This window comes from Porifericola rhodea (genome assembly GCF_030506305.1).
In the GTDB taxonomy this organism is placed as follows: Bacteria; Bacteroidota; Bacteroidia; order Cytophagales; family Cyclobacteriaceae; genus Catalinimonas; species Catalinimonas rhodea.
On sequence record NZ_CP119421.1, the window covers coordinates 2,431,927 to 2,448,469 of the forward strand.

At 41.5% G+C, this 16,543-nt stretch carries 7 protein-coding genes; 4 read left to right on the forward strand and 3 right to left on the reverse strand.

From position 1 onward, the window contains the following. The first annotated feature begins 3 nt into the window (after nt 1–3). The 4 genes from PZB74_RS10050 to PZB74_RS10065 are packed head-to-tail and all read left to right on the forward strand — an operon-like array spanning nt 4 to nt 5,859. Nucleotides 4–1,845: a chemotaxis protein CheA gene (locus PZB74_RS10050; RefSeq protein ID WP_302242466.1), complete on the forward strand. Its 1,842-nt coding sequence runs from the start codon at nt 4–6 to the stop codon at nt 1,843–1,845. Between the two features lie 13 nt (nt 1,846–1,858). Continuing rightward, complete coding sequence (locus tag PZB74_RS10055) at nt 1,859–2,458, forward strand: chemotaxis protein CheC (protein WP_302242467.1); 600 nt, start codon at nt 1,859–1,861, stop codon at nt 2,456–2,458. A gap of 40 nt (nt 2,459–2,498) precedes the next feature. Beyond that, nucleotides 2,499–4,985: a PAS domain-containing protein gene (locus tag PZB74_RS10060; RefSeq protein ID WP_302242468.1), complete on the forward strand. Its 2,487-nt coding sequence runs from the start codon at nt 2,499–2,501 to the stop codon at nt 4,983–4,985. 28 nt (nt 4,986–5,013) lie between these two features. Further along, nucleotides 5,014–5,859 carry a CheR family methyltransferase gene (locus tag PZB74_RS10065; RefSeq protein ID WP_302242469.1) on the forward strand — a complete coding sequence of 282 codons (846 nt, stop codon included), beginning with the start codon at nt 5,014–5,016 and terminating at the stop codon, nt 5,857–5,859. Nucleotides 5,860–6,057: 198 nt separating this feature from the next. On the opposite strand, the gene PZB74_RS10070 is transcribed toward PZB74_RS10065, so the two are convergent. From PZB74_RS10070 to PZB74_RS10080, 3 genes are all read right to left on the reverse strand, one after another. Beyond that, a complete protein-coding gene (locus tag PZB74_RS10070; protein WP_302242470.1) occupies nt 6,058–7,824 on the reverse strand; it encodes a GAF and PAS domain-containing protein in 1,767 nt (588 codons plus the stop codon). 398 nt (nt 7,825–8,222) lie between these two features. Continuing rightward, on the reverse strand, nt 8,223–8,966 hold the full coding sequence (locus PZB74_RS10075; protein ID WP_302242472.1) for a 4'-phosphopantetheinyl transferase family protein: 744 nt from the start codon (nt 8,964–8,966) through the stop codon (nt 8,223–8,225). Between the two features lie 194 nt (nt 8,967–9,160). After that, entirely contained in the window at nt 9,161–16,414 is a 7,254-nt protein-coding gene (locus PZB74_RS10080; RefSeq protein WP_302242473.1) for a type I polyketide synthase, read from the reverse strand. Between the last annotated feature and the right edge of the window lie 129 nt (nt 16,415–16,543).

Below are 16,543 nucleotides of genomic sequence, written 5' to 3' on the forward strand. Positions count from 1 at the left end.
AGCATGGAAAAAGAAGAAGAATACAAAGAAATATTTCTGGCCGAAGCACTGGACAATTACGAAGAACTAAACCGTCTACTTACCGAGCTGGAAAAAAATCCTAAGAGCAAAAGTGCGGTAGATGCAATTTTTCGTATCACTCATACGCTCAAAGGAAATGCTGCTGGCATGGGTTTTTCTTCTATTGCTGAGCTGGCACACACCACCGAGAGTTTATTTGGTGAAATTAGAGACCGACGTATCGAGCTCAGTGGAGATATCTTTACGGCTATATTCAAAGCAGTAGATGTGCTCGGAAACATGATTCACGGCCTCAAAGAAGAAAAGAAAGTCCGTTATAAAGGAATTAAGACCAAGCTGGAAGTAATCATCAAAAGGGCTACTGAAGATAAGGAGGACAGTTCAAATACAGCTGAAAAGTCTGAAGCCAAAGAAGAAGATAAACCAGTAACGCAAAGCTCTACAGAATATTTACAGGAATCGGTAGAAGCCTCTCCAAAAGAAGAGCTGCCTGTAGTAGCAGACCAGCTAGGGGAGTCTGACGTACAGCAGGTATTAGAGGAGTTGGATGAAGATGCCGAACTTGAAGAAGAGGCCACAGAAACTAAAATTGCTTTCTCTGATCTGGTGCAGGTACCAGTAAGAAAACTAGATAACCTATTAAACCTGGTCGGTGAGCTAATTATAGAGCGTGATCGTATTATCGCTACCCAGACAGGAAGGCAAGCTACAAATGAATACGCAAGACTTAACCGAATATCATCAGACCTCCAATACTCTGTCATGGATGTCAGGCTTGTACAGGTAGGCTTTCTCTTCAATAAATTTCATAGAGTAGTTAGAGATGCAGCAGCAGTAGAAAATAAGCAGGTGAGCCTTAAGCTGGAAGGCACCGACACTGAAATAGACAGAAATATCCTTCAGATCATCAGTGACTCCCTTATTCACCTGATTAGAAACTCTATCGCGCACGGCATAGAGAATAGTGAAGAACGTGAGTCGCTGGGTAAAGCAGCAGAGGGTGTTATTACACTTAAGGCATTCAACGAAAATGATACTGTTATCATTGAAATCGTAGATGATGGAAGAGGAATTGACATTCAGAGAGTGAAAGAAAAGGCTGTAAGCAAAGGGCTAATCTCGCCCGAAGGAGCTGCGCAGCTGAGTGATGAGGAAGCTACACTTCTTATATTTGAGCCAGGCTTCTCTACTGTGGACAACATCAATGCCATCTCGGGTAGGGGCGTAGGCATGGACGTAGTAAAACAGGCTTTGGATACTATTGGAGGGAATGTGTCGGTAGAAACTGAGCAGAACAAAGGTACCATCATTCGTTTGTCTTTACCTTCTTCTATGGCAGTTAAAGGAACCTTGCTGTTTGAGCTAAACCAGACAGAATATGCTATTCCACTTACCTACACAGATGCTGTAGTATCGCTTAGTAAGAAAGATATACACAAAGTAGGCAAAGGGCTGGTAGCTACACATCTCAAGAAAACTATTGCCATTGTTTTTCTGAACGATCTGTTTAACCCTTTGGTCAGTAAGCTTTCAGCAGGCAATGATCTTCATTATACCTTCAATCATTTAGACAAAAACGAAAAGCTAGATGTAGTGGTGGTTAACTACGGTAGCCGTAAAGTTGGCTTTGTGGTAGACAAGCTGCTTCAGCAAAAAGAAATTGTAGAGAAACCAATGATCAAGCCGGTAGACAAGGTGAAGTTTATAAGTGGGGTCACTATTCTCGGCAATGGACATGTGTGCCTGGTATTGCACGTGCCAGCAGTCATCCAGGAAGTGTTTCAAGCCAATGTACATTCACAAAACAGAACTGTTCTGACATAAAAGCTTACAAACCATGAATATATTATCGCCCAAAGAAAAAGAACTGACCCTGGAAATTATTGACACCGGTTATAAAAACGCCGCAAAATCATTTTCTGTAATAATACAGCAGAATATAGAAATTGAAATTTCTGAGATAGAAGTTACTAAGTCAGAACCAGATTATAGGCACTTTATTAAATCCGGGGAGGATATTACGATGCTGACCACCAAAATAATTGGTGAGGTAGAGGGGAAAAGCTACCTGCTCCTTAACGAGGAAGAGAAGTCCGCTATTTTTAGCGCCTGTTTGCCTCCACAAAAAGACGAAGAAGCCAGAAAGACAATGGAGGAGGCGATGCTCAAAGAAATTGATAACATCGTTTCGGCTACAGTAATTACTCAGTTTTCTAATGCTCTGGGCTTCTCTATTTACGGTGACGTGCCTCACCTGTTTTATATGCCGGCTAAAGAAGTTGCCACCACTATAGCTGATGAGCTTAAGCAGGTGTCAGACTATTTTCTTACCGTGAACACTCGCTTCATGTTTGAAAATGATACCACACTACAGCCCAACTTTTTTTGGATACTTTCTTCGCAGTTTCTGGAGAGAATAAGAGAGCGCACGGTATAGAAAGTTAAGAATATTGGGCTGTACTATTTAAGAAAGTGTGATGAACCACTCTACAAACTATTTCAGAAAGAAAAATGCTCTTACCCTGTGGCTTACAGAAGGGGTAGCCTTTCTGCTTTTGCTTGCGCTATTCTTATGGGATTTTCCTTATCAAAGCTATTGTTTTGTAGCAGTTTTTGTATTGCAGGCCATTGTAGTTTTTCGTTTTTTCAAAAAACTGACCGCTCAAATACAGTCAGTAGAAACTCATCTGGAGAAATTAGCCTCCGGTAAGCTTAAAGAAAAAGCTGCGCTCCCATACGGTATGGCACATACCGCTATCAAACATGTAAACCAGCTGTATACCCAAATGGAAGAAGCCACCCACTACATAGAGAAAATAGGGGGGCGTCAGGAGGAACTAGAAATGCTGCACCTGAATACCGCTGATCATTTAGGCAAAGCTCTTACAGATATGCGGACAAAGATGCAGGTTTACCAGGACGAAGAGCAAAAAAGAAACTGGAGTACCGAAGGACACGCACTTTTTGCTGAAATTCTTCGTGAGCATAATGATGATCTTGACGCATTCAGCAATGAGGTGATTCAGCAGATTGTCAAGTATTTAAGATGTAACCAGGGTAGCATGTTTGTGCTGAATGATGATGAGGAAGAAGCCTATATGGAGCTTGCCGCCTGCTATGCGTATGACAAACGGAAATACGAAGAAAAAAGATTTAAGATTGGCCAGGGGCTGGTAGGGCAGTGTGCTGTTGAAAAGCAGACTATTTTCATGACTGATATACCTCAGCACTATGTTAATATTACCTCCGGATTAGGCGAAGCCACACCTTCTAATCTGGTAATTGTACCTTTAATAGTCAATGATAAACTGCACGGTGTGTTAGAGTTGGCCTCTTTTCAAAAGCTGGAAGCCTATCAGCTTAGTTTTCTTGAGAAAGTAGCAGAGAGTATAGCTTCTACGCTGGATACCGTCAAAGTAACCATACAAACCAAGCGACTGCTGGATAACTCACACGACCTTACTGCCGAACTTAGGGAGAGAGAAGAGGTAATGAGAGAGCATTTAGAGACACTCACCGAAGCACAGGAAGAGATGCGTACCCAGCAGACAGAGCTTCAGTGGGTTTTTAGAGCTATGGATAATAGTCTACTTACTGCGTCTTTTGACCTTAATGGAGAACTACTCAACGCTAATGAAAAGCTTCTGGATCTTTGTGGCTATTCTTTAGAAAAGCTCCAGCTCCATTCTGCTACGCTTCTTAAAATGCAGTATGCCGATGAGACTTTCTGGACAGATATGCAGGAAGGAATTATCCGCACGTTTGATTTTAAAGTGAGTACTTCCAAAGGAGAAGAAAAGTGGATCAACGCCTCTTTTACTCCCATGAAGGTAGATGATAATGGTAATCAGAAAAAAATTCTGATGCTGGGTACAGATATAACCAAGCAAAAACTTGTTTTGGAAAAGCTATCTCTCGTAGCAAACAATACAGATAATTCCGTCATCATTACGGATAATGAAGGATATATAGAGTTTGTAAATGAAGGCTTTACTAAAATGACAGGTTATAGTGAAGTAGAAGTCTTAGGCAGAAAACCTGGCGCTCTGTTACAGGGACCTAAAACGGATCAGGAAACAGTAAATCGCATTCGCCAGAAACTGAAGAAAGGAGAGCCATTCTATGAGGATATTCTCAACTACCGGAAAGGTGGAGGAAGCTATTGGATTTCGTTAGTAATTAACCCGGTGAAGAACGATAAAGGCCAGATAGAAAAGTACATATCTATACAAACTGATGTTTCGGCTATTAAGGAAACTACTTTAGAATACACTTATAAACTGGAGGCAATAGGCAGAACCAACGCCATTCTGGACTTTGACCCTGAAGGCAATATTCTGGATGCTAACGCAATTTTTATGAGCGTTACTGGCTACGATAAGGAAGAGCTAATTGGTAAGCCTTATGACTATCTGTTGCCCGACTCAGAAAAAGATAAGCCTCAGGTTCAGTTAATGTGGGACAATCTGAAAGAAGGTACTTTTTTCTCTGGAGAGTTTATCCAGAAAAGTAAAGAAGACAAAGACCTATGGCTTAACGGCACCTTTAACCCAATCTTTAATCTGGATGGTAAACTGCATAAAATTCTCATGTTCGCGCAATTTACTACGCATGAGAAAGAAAAGCAGAATGAGCTGAGCAGTATGCTTGAAGCTCTGAACAAAGCTGTGCTCACTTTGGAAATGGATGCAGAAGGCATGCTGAAAAAGGCAAACCCCTTATTTCTTAAAACCTTTGGCTACAAGAGGTCTGAGATTGCGAGGAAGGACATCCTGAACTTTGTTAAGAATGGTAGCCGTATTCCAGAGGTGCTAAAGCAACTCAATGAAGAAGAAAACGTTAGTTGCCCTCTCACTTTTATTACTAAAGAGGGAGAAGAAAAAACTTATCAGGCTACGTTTAACGGTATGCGTAATCTTAAGCATGAGCTACATCGGGTAGCAGTAATCCTAAACGAGCTATAATTCATTCATATTTTAAAAACTGCTCTTAATGACAGAAACTGATACTTTGACGCATACTCCTATTTCCATTACGGATGAAGAGCTAAATTCGCTGACACAAGCTATTCTGCGTCGCTATGGAATTGATTTTACCTGCTATGAACCAATTTCTCTAAAGAGAAGAGTCATTAGAGCTATAAATGTGCTCAAACTAGAGTCTGTACACAATCTATGGGTAAAATTGCTGCGCGATCGTGACTTTATTGTTCCTTTTATAGATGAGGTAGCAGTTGGACTTACCTCTATGTTTCGTGACCCTGTACTTTGGCGTACATTAAAAGAGAAGATCATTCGTACAATTCCTAAGAAAAACGCTCTTAACATATGGCATGCGGGCTGTTCTACTGGTGAGGAAGTATATAGCATGGCTATAGTATTACATGAAATGGGACTGCTCTCAAGTGCTCAGGCATGGGCTACTGATATGAGCGAAGCCTCTCTTAAAACCGCGCAACAGGGAGTGTACCACAGCCTGAAAATTCAGGAGTATGGAAAAAACTTTGAGCAGTACAATAATATCGGACTCTTTAAAAGGTATTATCGTCCCGAGGGAGATCATGGAAAGATGAATGATTCTCTGGTACAGCATGTAAACTTTAAAGCGCATAACCTAATTACAGATCCTGTAGAAGGAAATTATGATATCATTTTTTGCCGCAATGTAATGATATACTTTGACCAGGCATCTAAAATCAAACTACTGGATGAATTTTATAATCACCTCAATACAGGAGGCTTATTAATAATTGGCTTTTACGATGCTTTAGTCCCACTTATTGACAAAAGTAAGTTTCACTTTCTGGACCTAAACGCGAAGGTATTTCAGAAGATTTAAGTAGTATGTTTTATTTGGTTTGTTGTTGAACCCAGGCTTTGACATATGTTAATAGCTTGGGTTTTTTCTTTTTGGTTACCTTATAGGATTTGAGTTGCTCTACTACAAAAGGGCGGGTAAATAAACAAAAAAAGAGCAATACATCATCCGACATATTGCTCTAAGGTATATATATGGGTGTAATTGTAGAAGAAGTTATTAAGCTTCTATTTCAAATGTTTTGAGCTGTTTAGCATACATCTGCTCTGCTATCTGATCATCTGTGATATGGTAACGAGCTCCAATGTATTTCTCAATCTTGCCTTCTTTATCACGAATAGGTACGATAGTCGCATCTACCCAGTAATGAGAGCTATCCTTGGCCTTGTTTTTAATTATACTTCTAAAGGTTTCACCTCTCTTAATTGTATCCCAAAACCTCTTAAATAAGGCCGAAGGCATATCGTGATGGCGGAAAATGTTATGCTCTCTGCCAATAAGCTCTTCTCTGGAGTACTTAGATATCTGGCAGAGCTTATCATTAACAAATGTGATAGTACCATTGAGGTCAGCTTCAGAAAGAATAGTAGTATGCCCAAATACTAATTCTCTTGTCTGTAGCTGATCGTAGAGGCTCTTGCTTTCTTCCATCTGGCGTTGAGCATGTTCCTGTGTAGCAGACAGTTCCTCCATATTCTGACGCATCTCTTCTTCCTGTGCTCTTAGCTCTTCTGATTGCTCCTGGGCCTGTCTTAACAAGAACTGAGTTTGTTTTACTACCTTCTGATTGTTGATTTGAGAAGCTAATATCTCTCCCATCTTTTCCAGAAAGTCTATCTCATGCGCTTCAAAAGTTTGAAACGAGGCTAATTCAATAATACCCTGAACCGTATCATTTGTGATCAGGGGCATTACTATGAGTGCCTTAGGAGTAGCGTGGCCAAGACCAGAAGTAATGCGGACATAGTTTTGAGGAATCTCAGTCAGGTAAATGTATTGCCTTTCCATATAGGCCTGTCCTACGAGCCCTTCGCCGGGAGCAATAGCTTTATCGGTAAATTTTTTTCTGCCATATGCATAGCAGGCTCTCAGCACAATTTCAGGAGTATCAGAATCATTTTCTATTAAAAATAGGCCCCCCTGATTCACATTCATGTATTTAACGACAGTAGAGACAATTTTATCATACAGTGTGTCATCATCCTGCGACTCACGTATTACTTTAGATATGAGCGAAACCCCCTCATTGGTCCATTGCCTCTTCTTCTCTTCAGCCTGGTTTTTCTGTAGTTCTTCACTTTTTTTGATGTTCTCTTCTTTCTCTATTTCCAGCTTTCTTTTTTCACTTTCAGCAATTTGTCTGGAAGTCTCGCTTTCATTCTCAGCCTGTTTGCCTATTGCAACCAAACCGAGGACACAACCTAGCTGGGTAGTGATGGCCAATAAAATAGCTACAGTACTTAACCAGCCACTACGCAATACAGTTGAGTCATATGCAGAATGAAACCAGTGTTTGGTAATAGGGAAAGTAATAATGATAATAGCGCAGACAAGTATAGAAAAGAAGATTGATGTCTTCTCTTTAATATCATAAATGACTAAGGGTATGAGGGAAAAGCTTAGCTCCAGCAGGTATACACTGGGCAATGGATCTTCATGAGCGGCACTTAAGCTTGCGTTGTATATGGCTCCCAATGTAATTGGAATCAATGTAACAATGATCCGGGAAGCATCATAAGCACCCTGTTTGTTTAAAAGTACCACACTGGCACAAAGTAAGCCGCCTACTCCAGGGTACCATACCAGGGGAGGAAAATAGAACAGCGTGATGATAGAAAAAGGGATACCCACAAAAGCAAATATGACCAAACCAATGATATTAGTAGGTCTAATCCTTCTTTTTAGATGTATAGGTAACTCATCGTGAATTCCGGTATCTAGCAATCTGAGGAAAGCTGATTTGGAAGTAGGCGTATTTACACTCATGTCTGTTATACCAATAGATATATGCTAAATAATTACAATTGTAAAACTTCATATATCCTTAGTAGAAACCAATTTACATTAGCCAATAAACCTAAAATGTAAGTTTTACTTAGTAATGTTTGTTCATGTAGTTTAGGCTTAAGCATCTGTAAACATTATGGTAAATTATATGGTACAATTTTGCATGTTTCTATAATTATATTGTAAATATTTAAGGTTTTATTCAGCGATAGAGGGGTGTATATCGGTTAAATATCTATTTCAAGTGTAGAAATTTAGAGAAAAATAATCTGTAGATATAAATTCATACCTTCTTTTAACTACCTGATTAAATTGTTCAGCTAGTAATCTATTGAATTTTTTGTTGATTCATTGTAAACATTTCGTTAAAAAATAGCTTAATGATAGAGCTTATTTAGCATGTTTTCAAAAATATACTTGATGTTAAAATGTGAGTTTTTTGGAATAGATAGTGAGATTACACTGTCTTTTATTGTGAAAGATATGGATTTATATTGGTAAAAATACGTAAAGTGGCTTTCTGTATAACCCTCATTATTCTGAATCTGCTCAACCTCGTAGAGCTCCATAGGGGTAAATAAGCCTGTGTTCAAAACCTTTGAAAGGGACTCTTTGATAGTCCATAGACGGGTAAAAGCCAGTGACTCAGGTTCAGTAGATGTTATCAATTTTCTTTCTGAAGCAGTAGTCTGGGATCTGATGTGCTCATCATTGTCTGGACTAATTGTTTCTACATCTATACCCATAGGGTGCTCACGAGGATAAACAATGCAATGAGCCTGTCCGAATGAATGGCTAATACTAATTGAGGGAGGATCATGAGCTGGTAAATAAACTACTGGCTGATGAAAGATACCCGGCATAACTTTAAAAGAACAAGGATCTTTGAGTGAGAAGAATTTACTTATAACTTTTTTGGCAATGTACCGACCTTGTATAAAGCTTTCCTGCTTCAGTTTGCTCGCAAATTGCTGATAGACTTCCTCCTCTTCAGGGTGTAAAAAGCTATCGCGCATAGCTATCAATGGTTGAGGGGCTTTATGAGTGTACCCCCAATAAAAGGATTTTGCCCACTTTTCTCTTTTTATCGGAATTTCTAATATGTATGTGTCCTCAGCCATAGGCTAAAATATTAGAATTTGATTTTATTAGCTGTCAGCATTCAGTTTTACTAAGTTAGTTCTGTTTGGTCTAATAGTACGTAATGTAACTAAGAGTACTTGTTTTTAAACATGAACTCACTGTTAAATCTCTTGAAAAACAGCTAAGCACCAAGTATTTGTAAAAAAAAAGAGGGCCCGAAAGCCCTCTACTATTAAACCTTGATTGTAGGTACTGCTGCCTCCTCCAGCCTCTGTAAAATTAGCTCTTTATTTCGGCTCAAGAACCAGTGGTCGCCGTCTACAACTTCAAGTGTAAATTCTGCCTGTGTTTGCTCCTTCCACTGGCTTACCTCTTCTACCAGCACCACCTCATCTTGGGCAGCAGCAAAAGCGGTAATAGGGAAGTTAAGTCTCTCTTCTTCCTGATACAAATAGCTCATAATCAGGGGCATGTCTTTGCGCATTACCGGTAGTATTCTTTTCAGAAAGTCTACGTCATCTATGTAATTCATAAGTGAGAGTAATCTTTCTTCTGAGTTTGTTTCTACTGCCGTCTGACTGATTACGTCTCGCTCCTTCCATTTACGGGTGAGCTGTGGCGCAATAGTACCTGTAATAAAGAGGTGTTGAGGAGACAAAGCATGGTGCATACGCAGATAACGAATTAACTCAAAGCCTACAATACCACCAAAGCTATGGCCCATAACAATAAAGGGCTTATCAAGATAGGGGAGAATTACTTGCGCAAGCTCAGGTATCAGCTTCGCTATATCTTCGTAATGAGCTTCGTCTGCTCTATTCTCTCTACCAGGAAGCTGGAATGCCAGCACCTCACTACCTTTGGGCGGGTGGTACACAAAATGGCTAAACATAGAAGCTCCAGCACCTACCGGATGGAAACAGAAGATACGCTGCTGTACATCCTCTTTTAGCTTTTTGTTACGAATCATCCACTTATCCGCTATCACTTCTATATCGTCTTCGCTAGCAATACCAGAAGTTTCTACCTGCTCATGGGCTTGATCTTCTGTAGTATTTTTTGCTTCTTCCAGAAGTTGAGCAGCTAACTCGGTAATGCTAGGACCTTTAGCTATTTTCATCAACGGGAAATTGATTTCCAGTTTTTGGTGTATCCAGTTTCTAAGCTGGTTAAGCATAAGCGAATCAAGCCCCATAGCAGATATAGAAAGTTCAGTTTCAATCTGATCCGTAGAGGTGCCTAAAATTTTAGACAAGGCCTCAGCTACCATACCTTTAAGCATAGGTACCTGGCTATCTTCGGTAGCCTGAAGTACCTGATCCATCAGGCCGGACTGACCTCCACGTCCTCCTCCCTGATTGGCTTCCTGCATAAAGTGCGCGAAGCGAACATCATTCTGTAAATGAGTAAAGAAACCTCTGAAATTTTTCCAGTCAAGGTTAGCAGCCATTCTTACCGCAGGCTTTTGGAGCAGAATATTTTCAATCTTTTCCGTTACCTGACTCAGACTTAAAGGTAACCAACCTTGGTTGGCTAGTACATTAAGTACATTACCACCCTCTTTAGACATACCGGCGTACATCCCTAATACTCCCAGGTTTACGGAAGAAGCCGCTAAGCCCTGCGACTGTCGGAATTTCGCCAGCTTATCCAGGAAGTTGTTTGCAGATGAATAATTTGATTGTCCGGGAAGCCCAAAAAGCGAGGAGATAGAAGACAGCATCAGGAAGAAATCCAGATTGTCATCTTTGCTGGCTTGGTGTAAGTTCCAGGCACCCATTACTTTTGGCGTAAACACTCTCTGAAAACGCTGCATATCGGTATTCGGAAGAGTAGCATCATCTAATACAGCAGCACTATGAATAATTCCTTTTAATGGAGGCATCTCTGTACGTATGCGCATCAGCAACTGCTGAATTGCCTGCTCATCAGTGATATCTAGCTTTATACTATGTACCTCAACACCTTCTTGTTGCATTTGCTCTACCAGATCAAAGTCGCTTTGCTGTTTACCTCCGCTTCTGCTTAGTAGTACCAGGTTTTTAGCCCCTTTCTCGCTCAACCATTTAGCAAGCACAAGCCCAAAGCCACTGGCTCCTCCTGTTACAATATAAGTAGCATTAGCATCCAATTTAAGGCTGGTATTAGGTAACACTTTGACTGTGTCATCAGCCTGCATACTTACTGCAAGTTTTCCAACATGGGTTCCCTTACTTAACGTACGGAGTGCATCAGATAGTTGAGAAATAGAGAATACCTGTAGAGGGTGAGCAGGTATTTCCTGTTCTACAATCAGGTCTACCACTTCCTGAAATAATTTCTTGCCCAAACGAGGTTTTTGCAGCATCAGACGGTCCAGGTCTACTGCATGGAAAGATAAGTTGTCGCCAAAACGCTTCAGTGCGAGCTTGGTATCTTTATAGATATCTGCTTTTCCGATTTCTATAAATGTGCCGAATGGAGCCAGACACTTGATACTTTGGGTAAGTCCTTTGCCGGAAAGAGAGTTGAGAATAACATCTACCCCTTTGCCATTGGTAACGGCTCTCACTTCATCAGCAAAGCTCAGGCTACGAGAGTCAAATACATGCTCTACGTCCATAGTGCTTACAAACTTACGCTTCTCTTCAGTACCTGCAGTAGCGATAATACGAGCGCCTGCCTGCTGCGCCAGATGGATAGCAGCAATACCTACCCCTCCGGAGGCGGCATGAATAAGTACTGTATCTTCCTCGCTTAGTCTTGCCAGATAGTTAAGAGAGTAATGTGCTGTGAGGTAAACCACTGTTAAGGTAGCGGCTTCTTCAAAGCTCATGTGTTTAGGTTTCTGCACCACGCAGGAAGCATTCGTAATGGTGTAGCCAGCAAACGAATTAGCAGACCAGGCCATTACTTCATCTCCAATTTTAATATCTTTTACCTGCTTACCTACTCTTTTGACAACACCTGCGCATTCCAGACCGAGAGCTTTGCCGGCTACTCCTCCTTCCACGGCTTCGTCAGAGAGTAATCCCATCACATTCATGATGTCTTTAAAATTCAGACCGGCAGCTTTTACCTCTATTTCTACTTCCTGGTCTTTAAGCGCTCGCTGATCAGTTTGACGAAATACAATACCATCCAATGTGCCGTATTCTTTTACGATGGCCTGATAACGGCTGGCAAGAGCAGATACACTGGTTTGTGCCTTTTCTTCAGCTTTCTCTTCGCTCACTGCCTGAAGTTTATGAACAAATGTTTTATCTCCTCTAAGAGCTACTTCAGGAAACTGCTTTTTCTCAACAATTGTAAAGCTCTGATAAAGTGACTGTAGAGCTGATAAACTAAGTTGCTGATCCAGGTCTATCAGGCTCATGCGTACAAAAGGATATTCGTTCATCATCACCCTTCCCATACCATAAAGTGCGGCCTGGTTAAAGTTAATAGGTTCACCATCAACTACATCATCTGCGGCCTGAGATACAAAGTATACCAAAGGCTCCAGACCATGCTTTGTAATTGCTTTTAGTGCCCCTAGTGTAGATTCAGCTAAAAGTTTTTGCTGCTCTACAAGCTGTTCCTTACCTAAATCTGCTTTAAACTGGCTATCAAGTCCCCATAAATACATAATGCGATCTATTCTGAAGCCTCGGCTTTCTATATCTTCAAATGCTTTGATGATATCATCTTCTGAAGCGGGGTTGACAGCATAATGGTTGTTTTCAAGATACGAGTATTGAGCTCCTTTCTTAATTGTAATAGGCGATAGGTTATCTTTTTTAAATAACTCCAGTAATGCATCTGCCACTCCCTGATGATCTACAAATATTACGCAGCCACCTGTAGCATCACCATTTACTCGTGTAACATTCTGGTTTTCTTCTTCTGGGGATAGTTCATCCCACTCGTACTGGTACATACCCTCGTACACACCCTCACGGGCTTCTCCGCGTGACCCTTCAATGTACTTACAACTCAGCCCCTGAATTTCAGCTACTAAAGAACCATCTTCATTGAGCACATAAAAATCGCCGCGCAAATACTGATGACTGGCTTCGCTTACCTCTATGTAGCTCCAGATTTTAGTATCGGGCTTAGTATGTAACTTAAACCTTTGAATATGAACTGGCAGGTAGATTCCTCTTCTCTCTCCTTCATTGCTTTCTTTTGCCGCAAAAATGGCATGTAAAGAGGCATCTAGCAGGGCTGGGTGAAAACCAAACTGCTCAATACCATGTCGTTGACTTTTACTTAGTTTTACAGCTGCCAGAATTTCGTTTTCGCCACGGTAAAGCTTCTGTATGCAGCGGAAGGCTTCACCATATTGCAAACCCCCTTCTTTTAGTTCAAGATACAAGTTAGATACCGATACCGTATCCTGTAGGCGTTGCTGTATTGCTTTTAAATCTACTGTACGGCTTTCAAATTTATCCTCCAGATAATTCATTAGGCCGCGGGAGTGCATTGTCCATCCGGCACCCTCTTCTTCTGCTTTACTAAATATAGCGTAGCTACCTTCGTCTGATGAAACTTCCAGGCGAATATCCATAGACTGGTCTTCCTCAGGTAGGAAAAGAGCAGACTCAAAGTGAATATCTTCCAGGAAGCCAAATTTATCGCCAAAAGAAGCCTGAGCAGCAGCATAAGCAACCTCCAGGTGGCCAGTACCAGGGAAGATTACAGTGCCATCCACCTTATGATCCTCTACGTACGGATGTACTTTGGGACTTAAGTCTAGCTTCCAGATGAACTGTCTCTCGTTGCCAGCCCATTGTTCCTGTCCGGCAAGGTGAGGGTGAACCGAAGCGCTTAAACGATGAGCGCTATGTTCTTTAGACTCAAACCAGTAAGATTTATGTTGCCAAGCATAAGCAGGTAGCTGAATATGGGTACATTTTGCAGGAAATACCTTTTTCCAGTCCATACCGTATCCGTAAGCATATAGATGGGCGAGGGCAGTTCCAATGCTTAGGGCCTCCTCTTCTTTTCTTCTTAAAGTAGGTACTACAACCGCATGGCTGATATTTTTGCTGGCTATCAGATCGTTTACACCATTACTCAAAACGGGGTGGGGGGCAATCTCCACAAAGGTGTTGTAACCATCTTCCAGCATCGCTGATACTGCATCTGTAAAGTAGACGGGCTCCCGTACATTCATGTACCAGTATACACTACTGAGGTGGGTTCCATCCTCTTTCTTTCCGCTCACTGTAGAGTAGAGCGGAATTTTGGCAGTAGTTGTTTCCAGATGTTGCAATGAAGCAATAAGCTCATCTTTGAGAGGCTCCATATGATGGCTATGGAAAGGTACATTTACCTTTAAGAAACGATGAAAGATATCCTGCTGATCCAGCTTTTCGGCAATTTTTTGCAGAGGCTCCTCGTCACCTGATAGAGTAAGCATTTCTGGTCCATTGATAGCGGCAATAGATACTCTGTTTTCTACACTACGTAGAAGAGCGAGCGCTGCATCTACCTTTAGGCCTGCGGCTAGCATTTTTCCTTTACCGCTTGCTCTGTTCTGTCCACGGCTACGGTGATAGATTACTTCTACAGCCTGTTCCAGGGTAAGCGAGCCGGAAGTATAAGCGGCAGCTACCTCGCCTATAGAGTGCCCTACACAGCCCTGGGGTAAAACTCCCTGGCTTTTAAGTACTTCTGCCAGTCCAATTTGTACGGCCATAATTGCGGGCTGAGCAATTTGCGTCTCGCTAACCCGAGAACTTGCTTCATCTTTCTGCATCTCTTCCAGTAGAGACCACCCAGATACTTTTGAGAAGATCTGATCAATTTCATGGACTACTTCGCTAAATACCTGATTGTTTTTGAGTAGTTGCTGACCCATGGCATACCATTGGGGGCCCTGCCCAGAGAAAATAAAGCCTATTTTAGCTTCAAACTGTGGTTTTACTTTTTGGGAAATCATTCCCGGACGAGTTTCACCATCCAGAAAGGCCTGCAAATGCTGCTTAAGCTCTTCTTTACTGCGGCAAACCACAGCCAGGCGATAGTCGTGCTGCGACCTTCTTAATGCTTGGTTAGCACAAATTTCTGATAGCGGAGCTGTAGACTGAGAAACAAAATCAATATAGTTTTCAGTATTTTGCTTAAGAGCATCTTCACTTCTTGCAGAAAGTGTAAACAGCTCTAGCTTTTCACTATTTTCTTTTGATGTACTTCTCTGCTCTGATCTGCCCTCGTAAGACTTCATAACCACGTGGGCATTTGTTCCACCTGCGCCAAATGAATTTACCCCAGCTACAATAGTCTCTCCTTTGGGCAACTCAGTTAACTGCGTGGGTACTTTGAGCCTATATTGGTCAAAGGGTATTTTAGGGTTAGGGTTTTCAAAATGCAGGTTTTGGGGTATCTGCTTATTTTTAAGAATTAGTGCCAGCTTGATAAGTCCTGCAACTCCTGCTGCTGACTCCAGGTGGCCAATATTTGGTTTAACTGATCCTATCCAGCACTTTTCATCTTCCGAGCGGTTTTTACCTATTACATTACCAAAAGCATTTGTTTCTATAGGATCACCCACAGGCGTGCCGGTACCGTGGGCTTCTACATAGCTAACTTCTTTAGGGTCTATACCGGCATCGCGGTATGCCGTTTCCAGCATAGCTGTTTGTGAAGATACACTGGGCACAGTAAACCCGTCTTCAGTGTGTCCATCCTGGTTGACTGCCGAACCATGGATTGTAGCATAAATGCGATCGCCGTCTGCTTCGGCCTGTGCTAATGGCTTTAATAGAACTACACCACAGCCCTCACTTCTTACATAACCGTTGGCGCGGCTGTCAAATGTTTTACATTGTCCGTCGGGTGAGAGAAAGTTTCCTTTGGACATCATGATAGATGACTCAGGGCGGAGTATGGCATTAACCCCTCCCGCCAGAGCCATCGTGCTTTCACCAGACCATATACTTTTACAAGCCAGGTGTATGCCTACCAATGAGGATGAGCAGGCTGTATCTAATGTTACGCTAGGGCCTTTTAAGTTATAAACATAAGAAAGGCGGTTAGCGATAGAGGTTAGCGAAACCCCCATAGGCACATGGGGTGTAATGTGCTTTTGCTGAAGTACTGAGGTTTGCATATCCCAGTAATCATTCATAAACACTCCCATAAATACCGAGGTTAGGCTTCCAGACATTTGGTCAAGTCTAATACCTGCATCTTCCATAGCCTGATAGCTTACCTCTAGCAGCATGCGTTGCTGAGGGTCCATGCGAGAAGCTTCTGCAGGAAAAATCTTAAAAAAGTCAGCATCAAACTGGTCAATACCATTTACAAAGCCCCCTTTTTTGTTCTTTACCTTTCCGGCTTTACTATTATCAGGATCATAGTATTTCTCCAGGGACCAGCGGTTTTCCGGAACATCAGAAATGGCGTTAATACCTTCTTTTAATAGTTTCCAAAAGTCATCTACATGATTTACGTTGCCTGGCAGGCGGCAGCCTATCCCTACAATTGCAATTGGGTCTTTTGGTTTCTCTAATGCAGTCATGATGATAATGTGTGGAATAAATTGAGTGTTAATACTTAAAATATATACGTGTTAAAAGTAATGTATAATTCAAAAATATAGGTTAAAATGACTATGGGTTGCCTTCTAGTAAGCGTAGCTTACATGTGT

Excerpts from the sequence above, each read along its gene's own strand:
- PZB74_RS10070 (WP_302242470.1), bottom strand. The coding sequence starts at position 7,824 with ATGAGTGTAAATACGCCTACTTCCAAATCAGCTTTCCTCAGATTGCTA.
- PZB74_RS10065 (WP_302242469.1), top strand. The coding sequence starts at position 5,014 with ATGACAGAAACTGATACTTTGACGCATACTCCTATTTCCATTACGGAT.
- PZB74_RS10080 (WP_302242473.1), bottom strand. The coding sequence starts at position 16,414 with ATGACTGCATTAGAGAAACCAAAAGACCCAATTGCAATTGTAGGGATA.
- PZB74_RS10055 (WP_302242467.1), top strand. The coding sequence starts at position 1,859 with ATGAATATATTATCGCCCAAAGAAAAAGAACTGACCCTGGAAATTATT.
- PZB74_RS10075 (WP_302242472.1), bottom strand. The coding sequence starts at position 8,966 with ATGGCTGAGGACACATACATATTAGAAATTCCGATAAAAAGAGAAAAG.
- PZB74_RS10060 (WP_302242468.1), top strand. The coding sequence starts at position 2,499 with ATGAACCACTCTACAAACTATTTCAGAAAGAAAAATGCTCTTACCCTG.
- PZB74_RS10050 (WP_302242466.1), top strand. The coding sequence starts at position 4 with ATGGAAAAAGAAGAAGAATACAAAGAAATATTTCTGGCCGAAGCACTG.